This window comes from Nocardia niwae NBRC 108934 = DSM 45340 (assembly GCF_001613465.1).
In the GTDB taxonomy this organism is placed as follows: Bacteria; Actinomycetota; Actinomycetes; order Mycobacteriales; family Mycobacteriaceae; genus Nocardia; species Nocardia niwae.
Genome location: NZ_BDCK01000037.1, coordinates 127,650 through 153,039, shown reverse-complemented (window position 1 = coordinate 153,039; position 25,390 = coordinate 127,650). Strand labels below are relative to the sequence as shown.

Genomic DNA, 25,390 nt, shown 5'->3' with positions numbered 1-25,390 from the left:
CGATGATCGAGGCGGGAATCATGTACGCGGGCAGCGACTCGGCGATGAAGTCGAAAAGCGCGGTGGTGTCGTACGCGGTGTCGATTCCAGCTGCGTCCTCCTTGGGCAGCACGTAGGACACCAACATGGTCAAACCGTTCGGTTGCCGCTTGCCCAGTGTCACCGCGAATTCGACATCCGGATGGCGGCTCAGCGCGTCGTCGATCTCGCCCAGTTCCACGCGGAAACCGCGGACCTTCACCTGGAAGTCCGAGCGACCGAGGACCTCGATGCCGCCTGTGCCCAGGCGGCGCGCCAAGTCGCCGGTTCGGTACATCCGTGAACCCGGATGCCCGGCCTCCGCGCCGAACGGATTGGCCACGAAGCGGGCTGCGGTGAGGCCGCGCCGGTGCAGATAACCCTGTGCCAGGGCGGGGCCGGACAGATACAGTTCGCCGACCACTCCGGCCGGGGCCGGGCGCAAGCGGGAATCCAGCACGAAGAGGCCGAATCCTGCGATGGCGTTGCCGATGGTGATCGTCTCGCCCGGCACCAGCGGTGCGCTGCTGGTCGCGATGACCGTGGCCTCGGTGGGACCGTATCCGTTGATCATCGCGCGCCCGGCGCCGCTCCACCGGTTCACCAGGTGCGGGCCGAACCGGTCGCCGATGACCATGACGACGCGCAGGTCCGTGAGACCCGCCGGATCGACCGATTCGAGCGCGCCGGGCGTGATCAGCATATGGGTGACGCGTTCGCGCTGAAGGAGTTCGGCGAGCTCGAACCCGCCGAACACCGTCGGCGGCGCGATGACGAGGGTGGATCCGGTGGCGAAGGCGAGCAGCAGTTCCAGCACCGACACGTCGAAGTTCGGCGAGCAGATGTGCATCACCCGTGAGCCTTCGGCGACGTCGTAGCGCTCCCGTTCGGAGGCCACCATCGCACCCAGACCGGAGTGGGTGACCACGACGCCCTTGGGCCGGCCGGTGGAGCCGGAGGTGAAGATGACATAGGCCGGGTGCCGCTCGTCCAGCGGGCGGACCCGATCGGTGTAGGAGACCGGGTGCGCGGGCTGTCGCGCGATTCGCTCCTGAGCCTGCGGATCATCGAGTTCGATCCATGGGATGGACGTGCCCAGCGCGGAGCGGTAGGCGGATGTGGTCAGACCGAGCGCGGCTCCGGAATCGGAGACCATGTAGGCGATGCGCTCGGACGGGTAGGTGGGATCGATCGGCACGTAGGCGGCGCCCGTCTTGGCCACGGCCCACACCGACAGCACCGACTCGAGGGAGCGCCGAATGCCGATGGCCACCACGTCGCCGGGCCCGAGTCCCCGGTCGATCAGTTCTCGCGCCAACCGCGACGACGATTCGTCGAGCTGCCGATAGGTCAGCTCGACGGTATCGGCGGAATCGCCTGTCGGACTGAACCGGATCGCGACCGTATCGGCGGCGGATTCGACCGCGGCGGTGAGCAGCTGCCCGAAGAGCAGACCGCCGGAACGGCGACGGCGGTTTCCACGCGCGGAACGGCGGTCCATCTTCATTTCCCGTGCTTTCTCACTCAGGTGGCGCCGGCCCACGGCCGAACACCATCGATCCAACCCACAACCTCGCTACTGGCTCGCAATGGTGTCGCAGACAGACCGGTGCTCCTCTCGTGAGAAGCACCGGACCCTCTGCCCCCGTCGGGGGACAGTACACAGCCGGTCACCTGCCCACGGCACGGCATACTGCAGCACCGGGCGAATTATGCTGTGTTTCACATCTTTCGCCGACCAGGTGCTGAAATGCAGCGCAGACCCCCATGATGCGCCTCGACTGGCCCGCCTGTACGGCGCACGAGAACTCTCGCGCCGAATGGGACGAGGCGCGGCGTGCGTCCGAGATGTCGGCCGCAGGAGACGGTCTCGGCGGCGTCCGGGCCGTACCAGAAGGTCGGTGACCGTGTCTCGGCCACCACGGCCTTGGAGCCGCGCCGGTATCGGCCGCCGCCCGCGGCGTCAGGGGAACGTGCAGGCCGGACCGCCGCCCGAACTGTCGACGTATCCGGCGCGCAACATGCGCAGCAGCAGGCACAGCGCTTGGGTGGCCGATCCGGTCGAGGCCGACCCGGTATCCGCGATGGTCGCGTGCCGTTCGAGCGGCGCGGCGGACGCTGTCGATAGCGGTGCGAGGAGTGTGGCCGTCACAAGGATGCCCGCGGTGATCGCCTTCATGGGACATGAGTATTCGGCGAATGCCACCGCGCCGCACGACCCCATTCATCGGGGCGCACCGGCCGCTTCAGGGGGTCACAGCGGCTGTAACGACCACGGCATCGCTTCGATCGGCACCGCCGCGGTGGACGGGTTCATCCGGCTCGTCTTTGATCCCGTGGTGAATTCGGGATCGGTTCCCATGATGACGCGGCCCTCGCTGTTGACCAGCACCACCCGCGAATCGAATGCCCGGAACCGCGGAAGGAGGACCTCCTCGATCGATGCGACCGGAACGTCGGCGCCGGCGATTCCGAGAAAAGCGCCGGATCCGATCGTGACCGGTATCGCGAAGGTGCAGACGTACTGATCGGTACACGCGTAATCGAGGCAGGGCCCGTGCACCCATCGACGTGCCTGATCGCGGGGGATCTCGAACCATTCCATGACCGTGTAGTCGTAGAAGTACTCGTTCTGCGGATTCAATTCCAGGACGAGACGTTGCGGGCCGCGCTGGGTGTCGAGAAACCACCATTCCAAGTACCGGGGGCGATCCGCGAGAGCGGCGTCGGCCATCACCACGCCCGCGCTTTCGAACAGTTTTCCGCGTCGCTCGAGTTCGCCGACGATGATGTCGCGCAGTGGTGCCAGATCGGTCGAGCGGGGCGGGTGCCGCGGCTTCTCGGTCAAGCCTTCCCATAGTGCTGCCAGCTCGGCCCCGATGGTCCCGAGTGAACGGTAGACCTCGTCGGCGAGTTCTGTGACGGCGGTGGCGAGCGACTCGACGGTCACCGGAGTGGAGAAGCTATCGGTATCCCTCATCGATCAACTGAGCTCCAAGCGTAGGGCGACGAGGCGGCGGATGCGTGATTCGATTTGCGATTCTGCCAGTTCTCTCGCTCGGTTGTCGTCTTCTCTTTCGATGGCGTCCACCAGATCGCGATGAGCGACCGCTTCGGTCGCCGGATCGAGATTCAGCCGGGGCAACCAGAGTAAGGCGGAGAGTTCGGCCTGCAGAGCGACCTGCGCGCGCGTCAGCCGGGTGGATTGCGCGCATACCGCCATCTCGATATGAAAGCGGCTGTCGGCCCGGCGCGCCGAAATGGGTTCGCTGCTGTCTTTCAGCCGATCGGCCAGGGACCGGAGCCGGGCTATATCGGCCCGCACCCCGCGGCGCGCGGCGAACACGGCAGCCGCTCCGGTGACGGCGAAGTGTTCGTCGCCCAGGTCGCGTAACTCCTGAATGCTCATCTGCTGCAACCGCGCGACCGAGGCGCCTTCCAGGGCGTCCGCCGCACCGCGGATGAAGCTGCCCCCGCCGCGTCCGCGCTTGGTGTGCACGATGCCGCGCTGCCGGAGCACGGCCAGCGCCTCCCGCAGGGTCATCGTCGATACACCGAGTTGGTTGGCGAGCTCGGTCTCACTCGGCAACTGCTGGCCATCGGCCATGAGGCCGAGGCTGATCGCTGCGCACAGGCGCTGCACCACGGCCTCGGTTTTCGGGCCACCGCCCTCGAGCGGTGACAACACGGCGCCGAGAGCGGTCAGACCGGCGCTCTCCTGCTTGGACAACGCGACTCCTCGCTGGGGGTGTGACTCGATCCTAGTCACGAACACTTGAAATATGAACTCTGAAATTAGAGGTACACCAGCGCTGACGGCCCGGTCGGCAGCGGTCGGCGGTGAACGCGACGCAATCGTTGCCCGCTCCCCATTGAACTATGAAATCTAATGTCTTATGTTATAGGTCGTGAAGCTGCCCACCAGGGCACCCGGACGCGTCGGTGTCACGATCGAAGCAGGAATTCTTCATGTTCGAGAGTCAGAGCAGCCATAGCGAGCGCCCACTGCGGGAGCGCCGCGACCGTGGCGTGTCGTCGCCCGACGCTTCGGGGCAGAGCGGAGTAGCGCCGTCCATCTGTGGTCGGCCCTCGCGGAGTAGACGGCGCCAGGGCGCGGAGGACGGCTGATATGCACCACACGGAAGTCGACGGAGTACGTGTGACGTGGCGTTTCGTCCAGCACCACCTGATTGCGATCGTGGCCGTGGACAAAGCCTGTGATGCCTCGCCGGTTGCCTCCTTCGGCCCGGGGAACTACCCCGATCTCGCGCAGGCGCGCGAACTTCTCCCGGAATTGACGAGGCTGTGGGATGCGGTGCGCCGCGAGTTCTGGGCGAAACTCATCCCGCCGCTGCCCCTGTGCGCGCAGCGCGCATGGGCGTGAGCCCGCGCGCTCGAACAGTGCCCGTCGCGACAGGCGTCGTGCCGGGCTGGCGCGTCGACAGCAAGCGCCCGGCACTGGTGCGCTGACCTCACGCCACCCGTCCGACGGGCCGGCCGGATCGCCTTGCAGCGGTCCGGCCGGCCCGTCGGCCTTTGTCGAACCCCTTTGACGAACAGGTGTTTGGAACCACCGTGAGGAGGCATTACCCCAGCGAAAGCTCGACAAGGAGGTTCAGATGTCGACTGGAGTATGGGTGATCATCGTCGTCATCGCCGTTGTCGTCCTCGCAGCCCTTGTCGCGTTCCTCGTGTGGCCTGCGCTGCGCAGACAGCGACTACGCCGCAGGTTCGGACCGGAGTACGACCGGACGGTCCAGGAACGTGACGACCGCAAGACCGCGGAGCGGGAACTCGCCGAACGCGAACGCAGGCATGCGCAGTTGCGCTTACGCGAACTGTCGGACGATGAGAAGCGGGTCTATTCCACCCGCTGGGTAGAGGTGCAGGAACGATTCATCGACGACCCAGCCGGGGCGTTGACCGAAGCCGACCGCCTCGTCACCACGATCATGGCCGAGCGCGGCTATCCCACGGAGAACTACGAGCAGCAGCTGGCGGATCTTTCCGTCGAGCACGCCGAGCCGTTGGGCCACTATCGCGCCGCCCACGATATCGCGACCCGCCCCGCGGGCAGCGCGGTATCCACCGAGGATCGTCGCTCGGCGATCGTGCACTACCGGGAACTGTTTCAGGACCTGGTCGGCGTGGCCGGCCAGGGGGAGAAGGACGTGAAGTAATGAGCACCGAGTCCGAGCGACGGACCGATACCACTGAGGCACAGCAGGATTCGGTGAAGGCGGGGGAGACCCGCGCCGAGTCCCGATACGACAGGACCGCCGAGACCGGCCGTGGTCCCGTAGCCGAGCCGGCCGGTGAGCCCGGTGCGGCACAGCGCGACGCCGAGCGGCCGGTGCACCCCGCTTCGGTCGAGGATGCCGGGCAGGCCCGGACCACCGGCGAAACGCCCGCTCAGGGGACCGGCGAAGCCCAGTCGATCCGCGAGAACGCTTCGGCAGGGCAGCGCGCGGCGGATACCGAACGCCCCGAACTCGTCGACGACGCCGGGCGCGGCGCCGGGACGTCCGGCCGAGCGGTTCCCTCGGGCCCGGCGACCGGCGGCGGCATCACCCAGGCCGACGCGGCGGAAGACCGGCCGGTGCCGCTGTTCGCCGAAACCGACCGCGATCGCCTCCGCACGCAGTGGCGGGAGGTCCAGGTCACCTTCGTGGACAGTCCGCGCGACGCCGTCAGCCGGGCGGACGAACTGCTCGGCGACATCATTCACCAGTTGACCACCACCTACGAGCAGCGCAAACGCGAACTCGACGAGCGGCGCGGCGACACGTCCGACACCGAAGGTCTCCGGCAGGCCCTGCGCGGGTACCGGTCGTTCTTCGACCAGCTGCTCTCGATCGGCGGCTAGCCGCGGAAGTTGTTGTCCATGAGCGTCTTTCGACGGGCCGCCGGAACGGTGGACCAGGCGGCGAACTGGATCGCCGGGCAGGTGAAGGCAAGGGTTCCCACCGCCGACCCCGCCGATCGCGACCCTGCGTTCATCGCCGACACCATGGGCATCGGCTGGTTGTTGGTCCGTCTCTATTTCCGGGCGGAGGTGCGTGGCCTGGAACGGATTCCCGCGGAGGGGCCGGTCTTGCTGGTGGGCAACCACTCGGGGGGAAACGTGTCGCCGGAGGTCCTGGTGACCACTCTGGCGTTCGTCCGCCGTTTCGGCCCGCACCGGCCCTTCTTCCAGCTGGCTCACGACATGGTGATGGCCTACCCGGTGATCGGCTCGTTGCTGCGCCGCTTCGGCACGGTGAACGCCGACCCGGGTAACGCCGAGCAAGCGCTGCGCGACGGCGCGGTGGTGCTGGTCTATCCCGGCGGCGACTGGGAGGTGCACCGACCGACCTGGGAGGAGGATCGCGTCGATTTCGCCGGGCGCACCGGCTTTCTCCGCCTGGCCTGGAAGGAGCGGGTGCCGATCGTTCCGGTGGTGAACATCGGTGCGCAGCAGACCCAGTTGGTGCTCACCCGTGGCGACCGGATCGCCCGCCTGCTGCGGCTGGACCGGATGCTGCGACTGAAGGTCTTCCCGATCTCGATCGCCCTCCCTTGGGGTTTGGACATCGGTGATCTCGCCGGACATCTGCCGTTGCCCAGCAAGATCACTGTCGAGTTCCTCGACCCGATCGATCTGCGGGCCGCCTGCGGTGCCGAGTTGGACCTCGAGGCGGCCTACGAGCATGTCACCGGAATCATGCAGGGCGCGCTGACCAGGCTGGACGAGGAACGCTCCCTGCCGATCGTCGGCTGATGGGGTTCGCCGGGCGATTTCCGGCTACTCCGCCCAATTTCATGGTACCGTTCGTAACATATATCCATTTCGTGTGATGGAGGTCTCCCATGCGCGACGCCGCGCATGAAACGGTCGCATGGCTTGCCGCACCGGGCACCGAGGGCGGCGGAGCGGCGCTGGATCAGGTGGCGATCATGACCGGCGCTGCCGGGCTCGTCGCCCTCGTGCTGCTGTGGATCGGCTATTTGCATCGCACCCGCCGGATCACCTGGCTGCAGCGGCTCGCCGACCGCCTGGGACGACTGTTCAACCGCCCCGGCTGGGTCGCCCTGCCGCTCGCGATGTTCCTCGCGACGATCCTGACCGCCTTGCTGGGCTTCATCTGGGACGTCAGTCTGCACGTCGGCAACGGCAGGGACAACGGACCACTGGCCAACCCGGCGCACTATTTCATCCTGGCGGGCTTGTTCTTCCTGTTCACCGCGGGGATGTCAGCGATCGTGCTGCCACTGGACGACAAGCCCGGCGCTGCTGCGGTGCGCATCACCCGCACCTGGTACGCACCTGTCGGCGGCATCCTGATCGCGGGATCCGGCCTCTACGCCTTGATCGGCTTCCCGCTCGACGACGTCTGGCATCGGCTGTTCGGGCAGGATGTCACGCTCTGGGGGCCGACGCATCTGATGCTCATCGGCGGTGCCGGTCTGTCGCTGGTCGGCGTGCTGCTGCTGGAGTTCGAGGGCAGGCACAACCGGCCCGAGCCGGACCGCGCCGACGGCAGGCTGATGTGGTTGTTGCGGTCCTTCGCCTTCGGCGGCCTGCTCATCGGGCTCTCGGTCTTCCAAGTGGAATTCGACTTCGGAGTGCAGCAATTCCGGCTCGTCCTGCAGCCGATGTTGATCGCCGCCGCGGCCGCCGTCTGCCTCGTCGCCGCTCGCGCCGGACTGGGGCCGTTGAGCACCCTGGTGGTGGTGGGTTTCGCCGCCGCGGTCCGTACCGTGGTGGCCGTGCTGGTCGGCGGCCCGATCATGGACGCGCCGCGCAATGTCTTCCCGCTGTATCTGGGCTGTGCGGTCGTGGTGGAACTGCTCGCGCTGCTGCCGCTAACCCGCCGGCCGATCTGGTGGGGCGCGGTGTGCGGACTGGGGATCGCGACGGTCGGGCTGTGGCTCGAATCCCTCTGGGTCCGCGCGATGTTCGTCAATCCGTGGCCCACCGCGATGTGGCCGGAGCTGCTCGCGATGGCCGTCCCCACCGGCATCGCGGGCGGTGTCGTCGGCGCGTTGCTGGCGATGACGCTGCGCGGCGAACCGCTGCCCCGCCCGCCGGTGCGACGCGGGTTGATGGTCGCCGCGGTCCTCATCGTGGCGGCCACGACGGCCAACGGCCTGCTGATCGATGTGCCGGAGCAGGCCACCGCCACGGTCACACTGCGCGACGCCGAGCCGGGGCCCGAGGGCCGGATGGTGCTCGCGGACGTCCGCGTGACGCCCCCCGATCTCGTCGGCTCCGATCCCGAATGGATGCAGATCTTGTCCTGGCAGGGCGGGATCGGCTCGGACAGTCCCGGCCGGGGTCTGGTCGTCGACCGCCTGCAGCGCGTCGGTCCTGGGCACTACGTCTCCACCGAACCCGTTCCGGCCCATGGCTCCTGGAAGACAGTCCTGCGGCTGCAGGACGGGCGTGTCCTGACCGCCGCGCCGATCTTCATGGCGGCCGACCCCGGCATCGGCGTGGAAGAGATTCCCGCTCTTGCCTCGTTCACCCGCCCGTTCATCGGCGAGATCTCCGTCCTGCAGCGGGAGCGCTCCTTCGACTACCCGTCCTGGCTGTTCGGCGCCGCCTCGCTGGTCGTGCTGGTATGCAGCCTCGTCCTCGTCGCGGCGCTCTCCTGGGGTGCGGCGCGGATCAACGATCGGTATCCGCGTGTCGGCCGCACGGCCGAGGCGGAACCGGCGGTGTCGCGATGACCCGGACCCCCGACGGCGTGGATGTGCTGGCCGATCATTCGATCCTGCTCGCCATCCCGGCCTTCCTGCCCGCGCTGGTCCTGGTCGCCATCGTGGTTGTCATCGCGCTGCGAGATCGGCGCGCCGAGGAACGCGATCGGGCACCCGGTTCGCCGTCCGAGCGCGGCGCGGACAAGGAGGAATGATGGCGTCCGTGCGCCGCTGGGGCGCGCTCGTGCTGCTGAGTGGTCTGCTCGTGACCGGATGCGCCTCGACCGATCCCACCACCGCCCCCGCGGCGAGCGTGCCGACCGGAGACTCGGACGCGCTCGTCGTCGCCGTGCGGATCGCCGCAGGCTCGGTGAGCCCGGCCGACGCCCGCCTGGAGACGCGCGTGGGACGACCGATCGAGGTCGTGGTCGACAGCGACACCGACGACGAACTGCATGTCCACGCCGCGCCCGAGCACACCTTCGCGATCACCCCGGGCGCCGGCCAGCGGTTCCGCTTCACCGTGGACGTGCCGGGGCGGGTGGAGATCGAACTGCACCACGCCCGTCGCACGGTGGCGACGCTGCTCGTGCGCGGATGACGGTTCTCGCCCACGGTATCGGCGGCGCCACCGACCTGCCGATCCCGTTGTCGTACGCGCTCGTCGGCGCCGCCTGGGCCTTGACGTTCTCGTTCGCGGTGCTGGTGCTCGCCTGGCGCGAACCGCGACTGGAGCCACGATCACCGGGGTACCAGCTCCCGGCCCCGGTGCGGGCCGTCGTGGACGCCAGGGTGGTGCGGGTCGCGATTTCGGTGGTCAGCATGGCCGTCACCCTCGCCGTCGTCGCGATCGGTCTGTTCGGTCCTTCCGATCCGGCGCGCAATCCCGTTCCCGGCTTCGTCTACATCTTCCTGTGGGTCGGAGTCATGGTCGTCTCACTGGTCGCCGGCCCCGTTTGGCGGGTGTTGTCCCCGGCACGAGCGATGCATCGCGCCGTCTGCCTGGTGTGGCGCCGTCCGCCCGGCCACGGTTGGATTCGTTATCCCAGTTCCTGGGGGCAGTGGCCCGCGGTGCTCGGCCTGTTCTCCTTCGTGTGGCTCGAACTCGCCTATCCGGAACCGGGCTCGGTGGCCGCCGTGACCACCTGGTTGGTGGCGTACCTCGTCGTGAACACGACGGGGTTGATCGTGTGCGGCAGCATATGGGCGGAGCGCGCCGACCCGCTGGAGGTGTACAGCAGTCTGCTGGGCAGGCTCAGCCCGTTCGGGCGTCGCGAAACCGGCGAACCGGTGCTGCGATCGCCGTTGAACAACCTGGCGGGCACTCCGGCCCGGATCGGCGCGGTGGCCGTGGCCGCCACCCTGCTCGGCTCGACCGCGTTCGACAGCTTCACCGCGTTTCCTTCCTGGCGCGGACTGCTGGCCGATGCCGGGACCAGCGGATCCGAGTTCCTTCCGGCCGTGCTGAACACGGTGGGCCTGCTCGGCTTCATCGTCGTCGTCGGCGGCGCTTTCCGCGCCGCCGCCCGGGCGACCGGAGGCATGTCCGAAGCCGAGCGCCGACGTCTTCCGGCACGCCTCGCACACAGCCTGACCCCGATCGTCGCGGGTTATCTCGTCGCCCACTACCTCACATTCCTGGTCGAGAAAGGCCAGGCGACGGTGCTCCTGTTCGCGGATCCGCTGGGACGGGAATGGAATCTCGCCGGGCTCGCCGACCGCGACGTCGCCTACATCCTGTCCACTCACCCCGCGGCGCTCGGGACGATCAAAGTGCTGGCCGTGGTGCTCGGGCACATCCTCGGGGTCGCCGCCGCGCACGACCGCTGCCTGCGACTGCTGCCGCGGGCACATCGGGTCACCGGGCAACTGGCCCTGATGCTGACCATGGTCGGCTTCACCTTCACCGGCCTGTACCTATTGTTCGAGTCATGAGGGTCTGCGCATCCGCTGCGGTACACCGCATTCGTGCCGACTGCGCTAGCTGACTACGGCCGCTCGCCCTACCGTTTCGCCGGGTCGTCCCGGTGCTATTCGGGACTGGTTCGGGGCGAGGGGCGTAGCTCGATGAGCGAGCGGGAGCGGGCAGGCACGACGGAAACGATCTGCAAGCAGGTCGATGCGGCCAGTGCACGCAGCTGGTCGAGGGTGCGTTCCCGGCCGCCGACGTAGCAGAGCATCCGGAGGTCTCCTTCGGTGTCGGGTGCGCCTGCGCCGCCCTCGCCGATGTGGTCGAGGACCAGCACCGTGCCGGTGTCCGCGGCCGCGTCGGCGCAGCGTCGCAGGATCCGGGCGGCAGCGTCGTCGTCCCAGTCGTGCAGGACGCCCGAGAGCAGATAGCCGCCCGCTCCGGCGGGAAGCGGATCGAAAAAGCTGCCGACCTGCGCGCGGGCCCGGTGGGCCAGGCCGGCCGAGGCGATGGCCTGTTCCGCCCGGGCCACCGGGCCGGGCAGATCGAGGACTGTCCCGCGCAGTTCGCCATGGGCGCGCAGGATGGCGATCAGCAAGCCGGCCGCGCCGCCGCCCACATCGACCAGGTGACCGAGTGCTCCCCACGGGTAGGCCGCGGCCACCGCGGGCGCGTCCTCCACCAGGCGGGCGCCCATCAGCGCGTCGAACGACGCGCCTCGCGCGGGGTTGGTGGACAGATCGTCCCAGAACGGCCGGCCGAAGTGGCGCGGGAACGCCGGTTCACCGGTGCGAACGGCGTGCAACAGCTCGACGAAGCACAGATCGGCGCGTCCGATGGCGCCTTCCAGATCGATCCAGCGCCGCACTCCTTCCGGATGATCGTCACGCAGGCGCTCACCCAACTCCGTCAGGCCGTACGCGCCGGCGCCCGCACGAGACAGCACCCCGGCGGCCACCAGATGGTTCAGGAGGCGGCCCAGCGCATCCCGGTCCGCGTCCACCACGGCGGTGAGCGCGTCGATGGTCCGTAGCCCGGCGGCGATGTGGTCGGCCAGCCGCAATGTCGCCGCCACCCGGATCGCCATCGGGGTCACGAGGTCGGCGGCCGACCACAGCGCCCCACCCCACTCGGCCGACTCCTCCGCCATGGCGTCTCCTTGCTCGACGGCAGCTGATCTTCCACCTGGGCTGCGATATCAGCGCAGCGGCACTTGCCAGCGCAGCCGGGTGCCCGTAGGGCTCCCGTCCGGGCCGGTAGCGGCGGCGACGGTGAATGTCCCGGCCGCCTCCTCGGCACGCCGGGCCAGGTTCGACAGACCGCTCGGGGTGACGTCGGTCGGCACGCCGCATCCGTCGTCCTCCACGACCACGGTGAGGTCGTCGGCCACCGTGATCTCGACCGAAACCGATTCCGCGCCGGAATGACGTACGGCGTTGCTGACCGCTTCGCGCACAACGGCTTCGGCGTGATCGGCCAGCTCCGGGTCGATCACCGAGAGCGGACCGCTGATGCGCACGGAAGTGCGGATATCGCTGGGGGCGGTCTGCTGACGTATGGCTTCCTCGATGCGTTGGCGTACTCGCGTGCTGTGGCCGTCGCCGCCGTGCAGGTCGAAGATCGAGGTGCGGATCTCCTGGACGACGTCTTGCAGGTCGTTGATGGCGTCGGTGACGCGTTCGCGCACTTCGGGGACGCGGGTGCGGGGAACGGTGCCCTGCAGGCTCAGCCCGACGGCGAACAGTCGCTGGATGACGTGGTCGTGCAGGTCGCGGGCGATGCGGTCGCGGTCGGAGAGGATGTCCAGTTCCCGCACGCGCCGCTGTGCGTCGGCCAGTTGCATCGCCAGCGCCGCCTGGTCGGTGAAGGCGGCGGTCAGCGCGAGGATCTCGTCGTCGTAGGGCGCCGATTCCGCCGCGCGCAGCGCCACCAGCACGCCCACGGTCGAATCGGAGGTCTGCATCGGCAGCACCAGGGCGGGTCCGGCGTCGGGGAAGATCTTGCCGAGATCGGCGCGGCGCGCGTCGTCCACCCGCTGTGGGGAACGCTGCCGGAACGCTCGGCCGATCGTGGTGTCCCCCAAGGGGAACTCGAGCAGCCCCTGGTCATGTGAGGCGCCCGCGGCGTGCGTGATCAAGAGTTCGGTGATCTCTTCGGGCGGGCTCTCCGGATCCGGGACGACCGCCAGGAAGGTCCGCTCGGAGCCGGTGAGCCGCTGCGTGGCCTCGACCAGGTGGGTCAGGACGTGGTCGGTGGCGGTGCCCGCGAGGAATTCGGTGGTGATGTCGCGGGTGACTTCGATCCAGGCTTGGCGGGTGCGGGCGGATTCGTAGAGGTGGGCGTTGTCGATGGCGATACCGGCGGCAGCCGCCAACGCCCGGACGATGACCTCGTCGTCTTCGGTGAATGGTTGCCCGCCTGCTTTCTCGGTGAGATACAGGTTGCCGAACACCTCGTCCCGGATCCGGACGGGCACGCCGAGGAAGGTGCGCATCGGCGGGTGGTGGGCCGGGAAGCCGACCGAGGAGGGGTGATCGGCGAGGTTGTCCAGCCGGATGGGCTTGGGCTGGCTGAACAGCAGCCCGAGCACGCCATGGCCTTGTGGGAGGTCGCCGATCCGCTCGCGGGTGGGTTCGTCGATGCCCTGGTAGATGAACTGGGTGAGCTGCTGGTCGTGGCCGCGGACGCCCAGCGCGCCGTAACGGGCGTCGACCAAGGAGATCGCGGTGTGCACGATGGTGCGCAAGGTGCGGTCGAGATCGAGGCCGGAGGTGACGGTGAGCATGGCCTCGACCAGGCCGTCCATCCGGTCGCGGGCGTCGATGATCTGCTCGATGCGATCCTTGACCTCGCCGAGCAGCTCGCGCAGCCGCAATTGCGAGAGCGTGTCACGCACCGAATAGGTCTCGGCCGACGCGTAATCAGTCGTCTGCGCTGCTTCCGGAACGCCGTCGGCGCGGCTGTTCGCCATAGCTCCACAATATTTCACCTGGTTCCGGAAATGAACGCCGACGAGGAGCGGAACGCCGCGCGTTGCTCGCCGTCGAAGCGGCCGGAACCCGGCTCGCCGCCGAACCAGGCCGGGTGAGCGCCTGACGTCGACGCTCAGAAGTCGAGGGTGGAGCCGGGCGACCGGGACCGGAGTTTGGAGGCGTAGACCGCGGCCTGGGTGCGCCGTTCCAGACCGAGCTTGGCCAGCAGGCGGGATACGTAGTTCTTCACCGTTTTCTCGGCGAGGAACATGCGCTGAGCGATCTGGCGGTTGGTCAGTCCTTCGCCGAGCAGGTCGAGAAGTTTGCGTTCCTGGTCGGTGAGCGCCGCCAGCGGACCGTCGTGGTGGGTGTTGGCCCGTAGTCGCTGCATCAATGCGGCGGCTGCGCGGTTGTCCAGCAGTGAGCGCCCCGCGCCGACTTCTTTGATGGCTTCGGCCAGCTCCATGCCCTTGATGTCCTTGACGACATAGCCACTGGCTCCGGCGAGGATCGCGTCCAGCATGGCCTGTTCGTCGGTGAAGGAGGTGAGGATAAGACAGCGCAGATCGTCGAGCCGCGACAGCAGTTCGCGGCACAGTTCGATGCCGTTGCCGTCGGGCAGGCGCACGTCGAGAACGGCGACGTCGGGTCGCAGCGCGGGGATGCGGGCGATGGCTTGGGCGACATTCCCGGCTTCGCCGACCACGGACAACTCCGGGTCGCCGGAGAGCAGGTCGGCGAGGCCGCGGCGGACGATCTCGTGATCGTCGACCAGAAACACCGTGATCATCGAGTGTCCAATCCGGGAGCAGGTGTGGAGTCGACACTACGCACCGGGCGGGTGGCCCGGTACGGACCAAAGTCCTTTCCCGGCGTGGCCGCGGAACCTCGGGTTCGCGCGGGCGTGGTCACCTCAGCGGCGGGACCAGCGCGCCGCGCGGAGAAATCAATTCGGCGCGGCGGGATGCCGGAGGCCCGGTAGTGATCGAGTCAAGGCGTCGGTGCGTCGGAGCGGGTGAGTCCTTCGCCGATGAGGATCCGGTTGACTTGCTGGGCGGCCGATACCTGCGCAGAGTCGGATGGCGCCCCACCGGAAAGTCCTTCGAGGCTGTGGGCGAGCACCGCCACCGCGTCGGTCAATGCCTGGAGCCGGGCGTCGACTTCGTCGAGACGAGAGGATTCCGGTTGTGTGACGGGCGCCGCGTCCTGCAAGGTCCCCGCGAGTGCGGTGCCGCGCAGTACCGTGCGCAGGTCCTCCGGCAGCAACGCGAACACGTGATCGAGTTGCCCGGGCGAGAACAGATCGGCCAGCGCGTCGGTCACCGCGCCCGCGAGCGCATAGGCCTCGTCGTGGGAGACGCCTGCTTCCCGCGCGAACTGATCGAGGAACGAGGGCACGTCGTGCGCGACGGGGACGTGCGCGGGTACCCAGCCCTCGTAGAAGATTCCCCGCAGCAGTTCGGGCAGTTGGGCGCTCAGGTGCGCGGCCGCGTTGACACCGATGCGGTCACGCACGGTGTGTAGCCACGCCCGCAGCGCCCGGTGCGCGAATGCCCGGTCTTCGGTGGCGAGTCCGTCGGTCAGAGTGCGCAGCCACTCGTGCGCGGTGTGCACCGCGGGTGCGAGAGGGTCGCGGTGGTAGCTCATGACGTGTGCCTTTCCCGGGTGAATCGTGGTTGATCGGGCTTTTCCCGTTCCCTATCGACGAGACTTCTCGCCCGGTCCCGGACCGGTGAGAGGCGTCGTACCCGCACCGCCGGGACCATGGTCACACCGCGGCTGATCACGTCGGCGCGGGCGCCGAATCGCGAAGACCGCTCAATGCGGCGGCGAGCCGCCGCCGCATGTCACCCGCAAGGGAACGCAATCCCGGTTGTGCGGTGACACAGACCAGCAGTTCGGGATCGGCGGCCTCGACCAGCGTGCCGGTGTCGGCCGAGCGCACCACGACAACGCACGAGAACGTCGCCCCGGCGTGCCGATCGGTCAGCAGCGCGCGGTAGGTCAGCTCGGGGTCGCAGACGACCAGGACCGCGTAGCTCTCGATCTGCTCGCCGATCTTCTCGAGCAGGGTGGACCGGAGGTCGACTTCGGCGATCACCGTGAGGCCCGCCTCTTGCAGTGCTTCTCGGGTTCGCCGCATCGCGTCTTCGAACCGGGCGTCGAGACGGGTCGCGACGGTCGCGGCCGGGGCGACCGGCAACCGGATCTCGGTGAGCAGCCGCCGCGGGTCGGTGACTTCGTCCGGCCCGATCAGATAGGCCTCGGTGGGCGGGCCGATCGGCCGGTATCCGCCGTCGCGCAGCCACTCCTGCAGCGCCTGATAGGCCGCGCCGAGGTCGCGGTAGCTGCCGCGATGGCAGGTGCGGGCGACAAGCGTCCCCGGCAGGACCACCACTTGCGCGCCGGAACCCGGCCCCAGATTGGGCGCGGGCTCCACGGGAACGCCGAATTCCACCGCCACGGACTCACCCTCGGGCGCGTCGTGGCGGAATGTGATCGTCGGCGCGCCGCTCGCGGTCAACCCGGCATGCCGGACCAATCGGGACACTTCGCGCATTCCCTCGGCGATGTCCTCGCCGAGCAGGCTCGGGTCGGGACGGAGTTCGCGTGGCATCCGCAACACCGTTTCCGGTGCCGACTCCACTAGGGCGACCTGGTATTCCATCGCATCATCCTCGATTCGTCGTGTCACGGGCGCGGGCCTTCGCCGGGAACGCGGGAGGTGTGGGCCCGCGGGTTCAGTGGGGTCCCGTAACCGTGAGGATCTCCGTCACCGGTCGCCGCGGCGTTGGCGGGATCGTGTCCGTGTCGTCGGGTGCGGTGCCGACCCGCAGGAGCACCTGAGAGGTCGCCGGGCGGGGGACGAGGCTGTTGAGCAGCCCGCGGGTGGTGGGTAGTTCGGTGATGTGGGTCAGCGCGCAGGTGGCGAGCCCGGCGGCGGTGCATTCCAGCAGCACGGCCGACAATGCTTCGCCGGTGCGCAGCCATCGCGTCACCGAATCCGCTTCGGTGGCGAGCACCACCAGTTGCGCGTGATCGTCGAGCCGGGCGCGTCGCGTCGTATGCGGAGCCGGGGGGAACTCGCGTGCGACGCCGACTCGGGCGAGTTCCGCGTCCGACACGAGCGCGGAGGCAGGCACGCCTTCGGGGCTCTCCGCATGTCCTGCCCACCATTCCAATTCGGTCTGATACAGCAGGTCGTGACGGCGTAGTGCGCCGACTTGCTGCGAGGCGGCGGCCAGCCGGGGACGGGCGCTGGCGTCCAGCACGCTGAGTTCCACCTCGTGCGGGGAGGTCAGCATCCGCAGGCGGGGGAGGAGGTCGGCGAAGCCTTCCGGTTCGGTCATCGGCAGCCGGTCGGTGCGGCGCCGGTCGATGGCGAGCGCCCGGGTGTGGATGGCCTCGGGCGGGTCGGGCCAGTGCCGGAATTCGATCACCGCGAGATGGTCGGGACGCTGTCGGTCGGGTACGCGCGTGGTGTCGGTATGCCAGCCCTGGTCCGCCAAGGCGGTGCGCGCGTGATGCAGCACGGCTCCGCAGCTGATCACCAGCTGGCGGCCGTGCGGGTCGGTGGAGGGCAGTAGGCGGTCGGCGTCGGTGTAGAGGTGCAGGCGCGTGCCGTCGAACACCCAGCGCCACGGCTGGGTGTTGTGGACCGAAGGAGCGCGGGAGGCGAGGCGCAGCGCGGCCAGGAGGTCCCGGTGCTCGGGTACCGAGCGGGCGGGTGCTTCATCGTTCGCGGTCATGGCTTCAGCCTTCGCCGGTCCACGCCGAGGGGATACGGGCGTTCCGCCCGGGACGCGAGGCCCTTGGTCCCTCTCGCGCCCGTCGACAGCTCGGTGAGCCGGGCCGCTATGGGCGCCGTGGCGGCGTTGTTCACGGCGTCCTACTCCTCGGTCTCCGACACGCGGGCGCGCAGGATCGCCACCCCCCACCAGAGCAGCCGGAACGCGAGGCCGGCGTAGACCACGACGGCGACGTAGACCAGGATCGCGCCGTAGTCGCGGGCCCAAGCGGGAAGCAGCACGACCGCCGCTACGAGCATCCCGAGCAGCATGATCGAAGCGATCACCACCGCGGGGACCGCCAGGGGCACGGCCTCCGGGTCCGGTGCTGTATCGAGCGGGCGTCGGAAAATGAGACGCGGTGACATAGAACACAGCTTGTTCGAGCGATGGGGCCGACGGGAGAGTCCTGCTGCCCGGAAAGCGTAGGTCGAACGTCCCGAAGCCGGTGTGGCCTCAGTCCACCTGCTCGGCGGACCCGGGCATGTCGAGGATCTCGGCGAGCGGGCGGCGCGGTGTCTGGGGACGGTGTTCGGCGGATTCGGGTGTCGAGCCGACACGGACCAATACCTGTGGCACCCCGGAGCCTTCGAGCAGCGTGCGGACGGCGGCGCGGCTCTGCGGGACTTCGGTCAGGTGGGTGAGCGGGCAGGTCGCGTATCCGGCGAGGGTGCATTCCAGCAGCACCGTGGAGAGCACCTCGCCGCAGCGCACCAGGTCGTCGGCGGTGTCGTCGCGGGTGGAGAGCACGAGGATCACCGAATGGTCGTCGGTGACGTCCTCGCGCCGGTCTCCGGCGACGGTGGGGAACTTGCGGCCCACGGTCACCCGCTGCCGTTCCTGCTCGGAGATCAGAGCTTCCTTGGGGACCCCCGCGTCGGCGACGATGTGCCCTGTCCACCACTGCAGTTCGGCGTGATAGCCGGGGTCGTAGCGGCGCAGCGACGCGCTCATCTCCGATGCCCGGGCCAACGTCGGGCGGCTGTCGTCGCCCAACGCGGTCAGGGTGGCGTCGGCGGGATCGAAGGTGCTGCGCAAAACGGTTTCGAAATCGGACCATTCGGTGGGCGCCGCGAACGGCAACCGGTCGGTGTGCCTGCGCAGGATCGCGTCGGCCCGGGCGCGGTCTCCCTCGGACACGAACCCGGCCGGTTGGAACGTGATGGTGGCCAGGTGCGTGCGACGGTTCGGGTCCGGGAATCGGGCGACGAGGATCCGCCAACCGTCGGCGGCCATGGCCGCGCGGAGATGGCCCAGTGCGATGCCGCAGCTGATCAGCATCTGCCGCCCGGCGGTGTCGGTCGCCGGCAGCCTGCGTTCGGGCACGGCGAACAGCCGTAGCGCGTGGCCGTCGAACGTCCAGTGCCAGGGCTGGCTGTTGTGCAGCGACGGCGCCCGGCCGGCGAGGAGGACGGCCTTCTCGATGGTCTCTCCGGTGGGTAGCTCGTTCATACGGCCGACGCTAGGTGTCCGGCGCCGGGGAGAAAGGAGTCGTTGGTCCCCGATTTCGCCGCTGCTGGCCCCATGTCCGGCGGCTGTTGCGGACTTTCGTCCCTGGACGAGACGCCGACGGCTCGGTCAGGCTGGACTCGTGGGTAACGGTGTGCCGGAAACGCCGCAGATCGATTCGCGCCGCCACGACGCGGTGATCTTCGATATGGACGGGGTGGTGACCGACAGTGCGTCGATGCACGCCGCGGCGTGGACAGAACTGTTCGACGACTTCCTCACCAGCCGCCCGGCCGGAGCCGGGCAAGACCGGTCACCGTTCACCGAGACCGACTACCTGCGCTTCGTCGACGGCAAACCCCGCTATGAGGGCGTGGCGGACTTTCTCGCCGCGCGAGGCATCGCCTTGTCGTGGGGCGCCGCCACCGACCCGGAGACGGCCGAAACCGTATGCGGACTCGGTAATCGCAAGGATCGCCTCTTCCTCGAGCGCGTCGCGCGGGACGGTGTCCGGGTGTTCGAGTCCACCGCCGACCTGGTTCGCCGCCTGAACGACGCGGGAATCGGCACCGGCGTCTTCTCCGCCAGCCGGCATTGCGCGCAGGTGCTCACGGCCGCCGGTGTCGCGGGCTTGTTCGAAGTGCGGGTGGATGGCAACGATGCCGAGCGGTTGCGCCTGCCGGGCAAGCCCGATCCGGCGATGTTGTTCGAGGCCGTGCGACTGCTCGGAGCCGAGCCGGATCGGACGGTTGTCGTGGAAGACGCCGAGGCGGGCGTCGCGGCCGGTCGCAGCGGCGGTTTCGCTCTGGTCATCGGGGTCGACCGGCAGGCCGATTCGAAGCGTCTGTTGGCGTGCGGGGCCGACGCCGTCGTCGACGACCTCGCCCGGGTGCGGTTGCGCGGCGGCTTCCGGCGGATGTCGGAGGTTCCGGAGGTCGGCGAGGGATGGTCTCGGATAGCGGATCGCCTCGGTGCGCGTAACGTCGCGGTGCTGCTGGATTTCGACGGCACAGTGGCCGATATCGTCGCCGATCCCGTCGCCGCGCAGCCCGTGGCAGGCGCGGCGGACGCGCTGCGGGCGCTGTCCGCGCAGTGCCCGGTCGCGGTCGTCAGCGGACGTGATCTGGCCGATCTGCGTGCCCGCGTCGGCGTCGGCGGCATCTGGTACGCGGGCAGCCACGGGTTCGATCTGATGGCTCCGGACGGCACCCGGCATGTGCACGGCGCCGCACCCGGCGCCGAGCGGGCGCTCGCCGCGGCGGCCGGCGAACTACGCCTGCGACTGCGCGACATCCCCGGAGTCCTGGTCGAGCACAAACGCTTCGCGGTCGCCGTCCACTACCGCAATGTCACGGCAGCAGACGTCGGGGTAGTGGTCGCAGCTGTGCACGAGGCAGGACATACGGCAGGACTGCGCGTGACTCACGGCAGGCGCGTCGCCGAACTGCGTCCGGACGTGGACTGGGACAAAGGCGCCGCGGTGCGATGGATTCTCGACCATCTCAGCGCCCCGGTGCTGCCGATCTATCTCGGCGACGACCTGACCGACGAGGACGCCTTCGACGCCGTCCGGTCCGACGGTCTCGCCATCGTGGTGCGCCACGACGAGACCGGTGACCGGCACACCGCCGCCGGGTTCGCGATCGACGGTCCGGAGCGGGTCCGCGACTTCCTCGATCGATTGGCCCGCAGGCTGCGCGCCGAAACAGTGGCCGCCGCACCGGAGTCCTGGACGCTGAGCTTCGACGGCTACGACCCGAGCCGGGAGAAGCTTCGTGAGGCGCTGTGCACGGTCGGCAACGGCTACTTCGCCACCCGCGGCGCCGCGCCGGAATGTGCGGCGGGGGCGGTCCATTACCCGGGCACTTATGTCGCCGGGGTATACAACCGCCTCCGAGACCTGATCGCCGGGCGCGTGATCGACAACGAAAGCCTGGTCAACGTGCCGAACTGGCTGCCGTTGACCTTCCGGCCCGAAGGGGGCGACTGGTTCGATCCCGATTCGGCGCAGTTGCTGGACTACCGGCAGGAGTTCGATCTGCGCCGCGCAGAACTGGTGCGGCGCTTGCGCTTCAGAGACCGTTCGGGGCGGATCACCGCGGTGACGCAGCGCCGCTTCGCCGCCATGCATCGCCCGCACCTCGCAGCGCTGGCGACGACGATCACCGCCGAGAACTGGTCGGGAGCACTCACCATCCGCTCGGCGATCGACGGCTCGGTGCGCAATCAGCTGGTGCAGCGGTACCGGGACCTGTCGGATGCCCATGTGGTGACCGAGCGTGCCGTGCACCTGTCCGAGAAATCGGCGCTCCTTGCGGTGCGGACCTCCACCTCGCGGATCCCGGTGGCCGTCGCGACCCGCAGCCACCTGCGCCGCGGCCGAGAGCCGGTCGATGTGACATGCGAAGCATTCCACGAGGACGGCCGGATCGGACACGATCTCACCCTCGTCCTCGCGAGCGGGGGCTCGGTGACCGTGGAGAAGATCGTCAGCGTGTTCACCGGGCGCGACGTGGCGGCCGGCGCATCGGACGAGGAAGCCGCGCGCTGGCTCGACGACGTCGAGGACTACGCGGATCTGTTCGAGGGACATGCCCTCGCGTGGGAGCATCTGTGGGCACGGCTGCGGATCGACCTCGAAGGCAGCGAACAGGCGGCCCGGATCGTGCGCCTGCACCTGTTGCACCTCGTACAGACACTGTCGCCGAACACCACCGATCTCGATGTCGGCGTGCCCGCACGCGGCCTGCACGGTGAGGCCTATCGCGGTCACGTGTTCTGGGACGATCTGTTCGTCTTCCCGGTGCTGAATCCGCGCTTCCCGACCTCGACTCGTTCGCTGCTGCGGTATCGCCATCGCCGTCTGCCCGAGGCCCGGCGAGCGGCCGCGGAAGCGGGACTGGCCGGAGCGATGTTCCCGTGGCAGTCCGGCAGCAACGGACGGGAGGAGAGCCAGCGACTGCACCTGAACCCGCTGTCGGGCCGATGGAATCCGGATCCCAGCCGCCGCGCGCACCACATCGGGATCGCGATCGCCTACAACGTCTGGCAGTACTACCAGGCCACCGGCGACCTCGAGTTCCTCGTCGAGGGTGGCGCGGAGCTACTGGTGGAGATCGCCCGCTTCTGGTCGAGCCTGGCCGATTACGACGCCGCGCGCGGCCGCTACACCATCCGCGGTGTGATCGGCCCCGACGAATTCCACTCCGGCTACCCGGAGGCGCCCGAGGCCGGTATCGACAACAACGCGTACACCAATGTGATGGCCGCCTGGGTGATTCTGCGGGCCACCGATGCGCTCGCCCTCCTGGCCCCGCGCGAACGGTCGGAATTGCTGGAGAGCCTGTCGGTGCGCCCATCGGAGCAGAAACTTTGGCAGCAGGTCGCCCGGCGGATGTACGTCCCGTTCCACGACGGCGTCATCAGCCAGTTCGAAGGGTACGAGCAACTGGCCGAACTCGATTGGGATCACTACCGCGCGCGCTACGGTGACATCCAGCGGCTGGACCGGATCCTCGAAGCCGAGGGCGACGACGTCAACCGCTATCGCGCCGCCAAACAAGCCGATGTGCTGATGCTGTTCTATCTGCTGTCGGCCGACGAATTGCGGGAGCTGCTGGGGGATCTCGGATACGAGCTGCCCGGCGAGATGATTCCGCGGACCATCGACTACTACCTGGCACGCACCTCGCACGGCTCGACGCTCAGCGCGCTCGTGCATTCGTGGGTGCTGGCCCGCGCCCACCGGGATCGCGCCGTGGAATTCTTCGATCTGGTGCTCGGCTCCGATGTCGCCGACATCCAGGGCGGGACCACCGCCGAGGGGATTCACCTCGCGGCGATGGCGGGCAGCGTCGACCTGCTGCAACGCTGCTTCACCGGGATGGAACTGCGCCACGATCGCCTGGTGTTCTGCCCGTACTGGCCCGCGTCGCTCGGCGCGCTGTCGTTCCCGATGATCTACCGCGGCCACCGGCTGACCGTCCGCGTCAGCGGGGATGGCGTGGAGGTCAGGTCCGATCCCGGCGCGTTGCCGCCGATCGAAGTCACCTGCCGCGATCAGACCACGTGGCTTGCGGCAGGAGAGACGGTCCGGCTGCCGGTGGACTCGGCGGCGGGACCGGTGGCGCGTCAGCGCGCGGTCGGCGAGGCCACCGAGTGAGGATTACCGGCCCTTTCGTGCGGGTCGAGACGACCGAAATAGTACGAGAGGCCGAACGCCATCAGCGCGCCGCCGGCTACCGTCGCGACCCTCTCACCCGTCGTCCGCGGCCCACCGCGCAACAGCGCGCCGCCCACCACGAGATTGATCGCGCCCCACGCGATGTCTCGGTCGGTGACGACAGACCGACCACGGGCGGGTTCGCGAACGGTGTGGGAAACCGTTCTCCGGTCAAGCCCTTGACGGTGTGCGGGACGGTGTTGACGAGCAATGCTCCCGCGGCGAACCGCGCGAGCGCGCGTGTCGTGGAGTGAAGTCCCGTGGGCATGTGTCTCCTGGCTGACGGCAGTGGCTCCGACAATATCGGAGGACCCGTTGACATCCTCGGCACACAACGTGAATCATCTGATTCATGTTGCGCTGGCGCGTCGTCCCGGCTTCGTGTGCGGAGCACGCTCGCGCCGTGGTGAAAGGTTGCCCATGTTCAGCGAAGAACAGTTCCAGCAAGCTCTGCGTCGCCCCCGGCTGTCTAAACCGGTGCCGGAGTTCCTGAGCACCAATCGGGCGGTGCCGATCCGGGCGATCCCGGAATCCGAGCTGCAGGCCACGACCGAGGAGTGGTTCGGCGAGTTCGAGCGCAAGCTGACCTATTACGGGAAGCTCGGAACCGATGTCAGCTGGCTGCTCGACTGGGCGAAGAAATATTGGTGGAGTTTCCTGGTCCGGGACATGAGCCTCAACCACGAGCTCTACACCCCTGACCTCCGATACACCGACGTGACGACCTTCGGGCGCACCATCGTGGGTATCGACGAATTCGTGAAGTACAACTTCGCTTTCTTCGACGCCATCCCGGATTGGCGATACGACCCGGTGCCCGGGCAGGTGTACCTCGACGTGACGCCGGAAGGCCGGGTGCGCACGGTCATCAGATACATCGGCAGCGGCCACTGGGACGGCCCGTTGCGCCTGTATCCGTATGACGAGAGCGCACCCGCCCTCTACGGTGACGGCCGATTCATCCAGTGCCCGGCCGTGGACCGCTACCACTTCACCCCGGACGGCCTGCTGGAGGAGGGCGAAACCCTCTACGACGCTTTCGATGTCACCCAGCGTGCTGGAATCCTGCCCCGCGACGACAGCTGGCAGTTCCGGGCATTGTCGGCCGCATCCAGAATTCCCGCCCTCGCCGGCCGTCTCCGGAAGTGAGCCGGTTCCGGTCGCCGCGGCGCCATGCCTACTTGCGGTATTCGCGGAATGTGGCGCGCAGGTCGTCGATGATGAGGTCGGGTACTTCCATGGCTGCGAAGTGGCCGCCGCGGTCGAATTCGGTCCAGCGCACGATGTTGTGATTTTGTTCGGCGATGCGGCGCACCGGTGCGCCGATGTTGCGGGGCAGAACTGCGACGGCGACCGGTACGCCGGTATAGGGCTCGGGCATTCCCCAGGTGGCGGCGCCTTCGTAGTAGTAGCGCGCCGACGAGCCCGCGGTGCCGTTGAGCCAGTAGATCATGACGTTGGTCAGCATCGCGTCGCGGTCGACGGCATCCTCGGGCGCCTCCGCGGAGTCGGTCCAGTCCTTGAATCGTTCGACGATCCAAGCCAGTTGCGCGACCGGTGAATCGGTGAGCGCGTAGGACAGCGTCTGCGGACGGCTGGCTTGCAGCATGGCGTACGCGCCGAGTTCGTACTGGTAGCGGCGGGCCAGCTCGACGGCGTGCTGTTCGGCCGGATCGTCGGGATCGGCGGTTTCGGCGGTGACGGTGGCCGAGGCCATATCGGTCAGGTGCACAGCGACAACGTGCTCGGCATCGATCACCGCCAGCTCGCGGGAAATCGCTGCGCCGGTGTCTTCGCCGTGCGCGGCATACCGGTCGTAGCCGAGGCGATGCATCAGCTCGGCCCAGGCCCGCGCCGCCCGTGCTGTCGACCAACCCACCGCAGGTCCGGACAATCCATACCCGGGGATGGTGGGCACCACGACGTGGAAGGCGTCGCCGGGGTCGCCGCCGTGCGCCACCGGGTCGGTCAGCGGCCCGAGCACCTCGAGGAATTCCACGATCGAACCAGGCCATCCGTGGGTGAGCACCAGCGGCAGCGCGTCGGGTTCGGCCGAGCGGATGTGGATGAAATGCACGTGGTGGCCGTCGATCTCGGTACGGAACTGCGGAAAGGAGTTCAGCCGGGCCTCTTGGGCACGCCAGTCGTAGGTGTTGCGCCAATAGTCGGCCAGTTCCCTCGTGTAGTCGAGCGGAATGCCCTGCGCCCAGCCCACGCCGGGGGCCTCATCGGGCCAGCGGGTGGCATCCAGCCTGCGCTGCAAGTCGTCGAGCTGCTCCTGGGGGACGTCGATCCGGAAGGGGGTGATCTCTGTGCTCATGAAAATCAGCCTAAGAACAAGCTAGGACAA

At 68.6% G+C, this 25,390-nt stretch carries 23 protein-coding genes; 10 read left to right on the top strand and 13 right to left on the bottom strand.

The window, feature by feature from the left end:
* The 4 genes from NNI01S_RS26105 to NNI01S_RS26090 form a co-directional block, all read right to left on the bottom strand.
* Window positions 1-1,525: amino acid adenylation domain-containing protein (locus NNI01S_RS26105; RefSeq protein ID WP_157114976.1), on the bottom strand; the 1,525-nt coding region annotated here is incomplete at its 3' end.
* 456 nt (window positions 1,526-1,981) lie between these two features.
* Window positions 1,982-2,197 (bottom strand): hypothetical protein, encoded by a 216-nt coding sequence (locus tag NNI01S_RS26100; protein WP_063022838.1) that lies wholly within the window; start codon window positions 2,195-2,197, stop codon window positions 1,982-1,984.
* A gap of 75 nt (window positions 2,198-2,272) precedes the next feature.
* Window positions 2,273-2,998: a cache domain-containing protein gene (locus tag NNI01S_RS26095; protein WP_157114975.1), complete on the bottom strand. Its 726-nt coding sequence runs from the start codon at window positions 2,996-2,998 to the stop codon at window positions 2,273-2,275.
* Between the two features lie 3 nt (window positions 2,999-3,001).
* Window positions 3,002-3,748 carry a FadR/GntR family transcriptional regulator gene (locus tag NNI01S_RS26090; RefSeq protein ID WP_084489318.1) on the bottom strand — a complete coding sequence of 249 codons (747 nt, stop codon included), beginning with the start codon at window positions 3,746-3,748 and terminating at the stop codon, window positions 3,002-3,004.
* A gap of 399 nt (window positions 3,749-4,147) precedes the next feature.
* Between NNI01S_RS26090 and NNI01S_RS26085 the strand changes: the two genes are divergently transcribed.
* The 8 genes from NNI01S_RS26085 (at window position 4,148) to NNI01S_RS26050 (ending at window position 10,635) form a co-directional block, all read left to right on the top strand.
* Window positions 4,148-4,402: a hypothetical protein gene (locus NNI01S_RS26085; RefSeq protein ID WP_157114974.1), complete on the top strand. Its 255-nt coding sequence runs from the start codon at window positions 4,148-4,150 to the stop codon at window positions 4,400-4,402.
* Window positions 4,403-4,637: 235 nt separating this feature from the next.
* Complete coding sequence (locus NNI01S_RS26080) at window positions 4,638-5,198, top strand: hypothetical protein (RefSeq protein ID WP_063022832.1); 561 nt, start codon at window positions 4,638-4,640, stop codon at window positions 5,196-5,198.
* Window positions 5,198-5,884, top strand: coding sequence for a hypothetical protein (locus NNI01S_RS33870; RefSeq protein ID WP_063022830.1), 687 nt, complete (start codon window positions 5,198-5,200; stop codon window positions 5,882-5,884). Before NNI01S_RS26080 ends, NNI01S_RS33870 begins: the two co-directional genes overlap by 1 nt.
* Window positions 5,885-5,902: 18 nt before the next feature.
* Window positions 5,903-6,778 carry a lysophospholipid acyltransferase family protein gene (locus tag NNI01S_RS26070; RefSeq protein WP_063022828.1) on the top strand — a complete coding sequence of 292 codons (876 nt, stop codon included), beginning with the start codon at window positions 5,903-5,905 and terminating at the stop codon, window positions 6,776-6,778.
* A gap of 89 nt (window positions 6,779-6,867) precedes the next feature.
* Window positions 6,868-8,730 (top strand): hypothetical protein, encoded by a 1,863-nt coding sequence (locus NNI01S_RS26065; RefSeq protein WP_063022826.1) that lies wholly within the window; start codon window positions 6,868-6,870, stop codon window positions 8,728-8,730.
* Window positions 8,727-8,915: a hypothetical protein gene (locus NNI01S_RS26060; RefSeq protein ID WP_063022824.1), complete on the top strand. Its 189-nt coding sequence runs from the start codon at window positions 8,727-8,729 to the stop codon at window positions 8,913-8,915. Before NNI01S_RS26065 ends, NNI01S_RS26060 begins: the two co-directional genes overlap by 4 nt.
* A complete protein-coding gene (locus tag NNI01S_RS26055; RefSeq protein ID WP_063022822.1) occupies window positions 8,915-9,301 on the top strand; it encodes a hypothetical protein in 387 nt (128 codons plus the stop codon). Before NNI01S_RS26060 ends, NNI01S_RS26055 begins: the two co-directional genes overlap by 1 nt.
* On the top strand, window positions 9,298-10,635 hold the full coding sequence (locus NNI01S_RS26050) for a hypothetical protein (RefSeq protein WP_063022820.1): 1,338 nt from the start codon (window positions 9,298-9,300) through the stop codon (window positions 10,633-10,635). Before NNI01S_RS26055 ends, NNI01S_RS26050 begins: the two co-directional genes overlap by 4 nt.
* A gap of 95 nt (window positions 10,636-10,730) precedes the next feature.
* Here NNI01S_RS26050 and NNI01S_RS26045 read toward each other — a convergent pair whose 3' ends face one another.
* The 8 genes from NNI01S_RS26045 to NNI01S_RS26010 all read right to left on the bottom strand — a co-directional run bounded on the left by NNI01S_RS26045 (window position 10,731) and on the right by NNI01S_RS26010 (window position 18,821).
* On the bottom strand, window positions 10,731-11,759 hold the full coding sequence (locus tag NNI01S_RS26045; protein ID WP_063022818.1) for a methyltransferase: 1,029 nt from the start codon (window positions 11,757-11,759) through the stop codon (window positions 10,731-10,733).
* Window positions 11,760-11,807: 48 nt separating this feature from the next.
* Window positions 11,808-13,580 carry a GAF domain-containing sensor histidine kinase gene (locus tag NNI01S_RS26040; protein ID WP_084489317.1) on the bottom strand — a complete coding sequence of 591 codons (1,773 nt, stop codon included), beginning with the start codon at window positions 13,578-13,580 and terminating at the stop codon, window positions 11,808-11,810.
* Window positions 13,581-13,714: 134 nt separating this feature from the next.
* Window positions 13,715-14,371, bottom strand: a complete 657-nt coding sequence (locus NNI01S_RS26035; RefSeq protein WP_063022816.1) for a response regulator — start codon at window positions 14,369-14,371, stop codon at window positions 13,715-13,717.
* Window positions 14,372-14,571: 200 nt separating this feature from the next.
* Window positions 14,572-15,228 carry a DUF2267 domain-containing protein gene (locus tag NNI01S_RS26030; RefSeq protein WP_063022814.1) on the bottom strand — a complete coding sequence of 219 codons (657 nt, stop codon included), beginning with the start codon at window positions 15,226-15,228 and terminating at the stop codon, window positions 14,572-14,574.
* 136 nt (window positions 15,229-15,364) lie between these two features.
* Window positions 15,365-16,249: a DUF302 domain-containing protein gene (locus tag NNI01S_RS33865; RefSeq protein WP_063022812.1), complete on the bottom strand. Its 885-nt coding sequence runs from the start codon at window positions 16,247-16,249 to the stop codon at window positions 15,365-15,367.
* Window positions 16,250-16,322: 73 nt separating this feature from the next.
* Window positions 16,323-17,330 carry an Acg family FMN-binding oxidoreductase gene (locus NNI01S_RS26020; RefSeq protein ID WP_063022810.1) on the bottom strand — a complete coding sequence of 336 codons (1,008 nt, stop codon included), beginning with the start codon at window positions 17,328-17,330 and terminating at the stop codon, window positions 16,323-16,325.
* Window positions 17,331-17,470: 140 nt separating this feature from the next.
* The gene (locus NNI01S_RS26015; protein WP_063022808.1) at window positions 17,471-17,680 is read right to left on the bottom strand and encodes a hypothetical protein; all 210 of its coding nucleotides are present in this window, start codon (window positions 17,678-17,680) and stop codon (window positions 17,471-17,473) included.
* Between the two features lie 145 nt (window positions 17,681-17,825).
* On the bottom strand, window positions 17,826-18,821 hold the full coding sequence (locus NNI01S_RS26010) for an Acg family FMN-binding oxidoreductase (RefSeq protein WP_063022806.1): 996 nt from the start codon (window positions 18,819-18,821) through the stop codon (window positions 17,826-17,828).
* 139 nt (window positions 18,822-18,960) lie between these two features.
* Between NNI01S_RS26010 and otsB the strand changes: the two genes are divergently transcribed.
* Window positions 18,961-22,980 carry a trehalose-phosphatase gene (gene otsB, locus NNI01S_RS26005; RefSeq protein ID WP_281180690.1) on the top strand — a complete coding sequence of 1,340 codons (4,020 nt, stop codon included), beginning with the start codon at window positions 18,961-18,963 and terminating at the stop codon, window positions 22,978-22,980.
* A 480-nt stretch (window positions 22,981-23,460) separates the two neighbouring features.
* Window positions 23,461-24,189: a hypothetical protein gene (locus NNI01S_RS26000; RefSeq protein ID WP_063022804.1), complete on the top strand. Its 729-nt coding sequence runs from the start codon at window positions 23,461-23,463 to the stop codon at window positions 24,187-24,189.
* Between the two features lie 28 nt (window positions 24,190-24,217).
* On the opposite strand, the gene NNI01S_RS25995 is transcribed toward NNI01S_RS26000, so the two are convergent.
* The gene (locus tag NNI01S_RS25995) at window positions 24,218-25,360 is read right to left on the bottom strand and encodes an epoxide hydrolase family protein (protein WP_063022802.1); all 1,143 of its coding nucleotides are present in this window, start codon (window positions 25,358-25,360) and stop codon (window positions 24,218-24,220) included.
* Window positions 25,361-25,390 lie beyond the last annotated feature (30 nt).

Excerpts from the sequence above, each read along its gene's own strand:
- NNI01S_RS26020 (WP_063022810.1), bottom strand. The coding sequence starts at position 17,330 with ATGACCGCGAACGATGAAGCACCCGCCCGCTCGGTACCCGAGCACCGG.
- NNI01S_RS26055 (WP_063022822.1), top strand. The coding sequence starts at position 8,915 with ATGGCGTCCGTGCGCCGCTGGGGCGCGCTCGTGCTGCTGAGTGGTCTG.
- NNI01S_RS33870 (WP_063022830.1), top strand. The coding sequence starts at position 5,198 with ATGAGCACCGAGTCCGAGCGACGGACCGATACCACTGAGGCACAGCAG.
- NNI01S_RS26080 (WP_063022832.1), top strand. The coding sequence starts at position 4,638 with ATGTCGACTGGAGTATGGGTGATCATCGTCGTCATCGCCGTTGTCGTC.
- NNI01S_RS26030 (WP_063022814.1), bottom strand. The coding sequence starts at position 15,228 with ATGAGCTACCACCGCGACCCTCTCGCACCCGCGGTGCACACCGCGCAC.
- NNI01S_RS26050 (WP_063022820.1), top strand. The coding sequence starts at position 9,298 with ATGACGGTTCTCGCCCACGGTATCGGCGGCGCCACCGACCTGCCGATC.
- NNI01S_RS26095 (WP_157114975.1), bottom strand. The coding sequence starts at position 2,998 with ATGAGGGATACCGATAGCTTCTCCACTCCGGTGACCGTCGAGTCGCTC.
- NNI01S_RS26100 (WP_063022838.1), bottom strand. The coding sequence starts at position 2,197 with ATGAAGGCGATCACCGCGGGCATCCTTGTGACGGCCACACTCCTCGCA.
- NNI01S_RS26000 (WP_063022804.1), top strand. The coding sequence starts at position 23,461 with ATGTTCAGCGAAGAACAGTTCCAGCAAGCTCTGCGTCGCCCCCGGCTG.
- NNI01S_RS26040 (WP_084489317.1), bottom strand. The coding sequence starts at position 13,580 with ATGGCGAACAGCCGCGCCGACGGCGTTCCGGAAGCAGCGCAGACGACT.
- NNI01S_RS33865 (WP_063022812.1), bottom strand. The coding sequence starts at position 16,249 with ATGGAATACCAGGTCGCCCTAGTGGAGTCGGCACCGGAAACGGTGTTG.
- NNI01S_RS26010 (WP_063022806.1), bottom strand. The coding sequence starts at position 18,821 with ATGAACGAGCTACCCACCGGAGAGACCATCGAGAAGGCCGTCCTCCTC.
- NNI01S_RS25995 (WP_063022802.1), bottom strand. The coding sequence starts at position 25,360 with ATGAGCACAGAGATCACCCCCTTCCGGATCGACGTCCCCCAGGAGCAG.
- NNI01S_RS26045 (WP_063022818.1), bottom strand. The coding sequence starts at position 11,759 with ATGGCGGAGGAGTCGGCCGAGTGGGGTGGGGCGCTGTGGTCGGCCGCC.
- NNI01S_RS26035 (WP_063022816.1), bottom strand. The coding sequence starts at position 14,371 with ATGATCACGGTGTTTCTGGTCGACGATCACGAGATCGTCCGCCGCGGC.
- NNI01S_RS26060 (WP_063022824.1), top strand. The coding sequence starts at position 8,727 with ATGACCCGGACCCCCGACGGCGTGGATGTGCTGGCCGATCATTCGATC.
- NNI01S_RS26065 (WP_063022826.1), top strand. The coding sequence starts at position 6,868 with ATGCGCGACGCCGCGCATGAAACGGTCGCATGGCTTGCCGCACCGGGC.
- NNI01S_RS26085 (WP_157114974.1), top strand. The coding sequence starts at position 4,148 with ATGCACCACACGGAAGTCGACGGAGTACGTGTGACGTGGCGTTTCGTC.
- NNI01S_RS26070 (WP_063022828.1), top strand. The coding sequence starts at position 5,903 with ATGAGCGTCTTTCGACGGGCCGCCGGAACGGTGGACCAGGCGGCGAAC.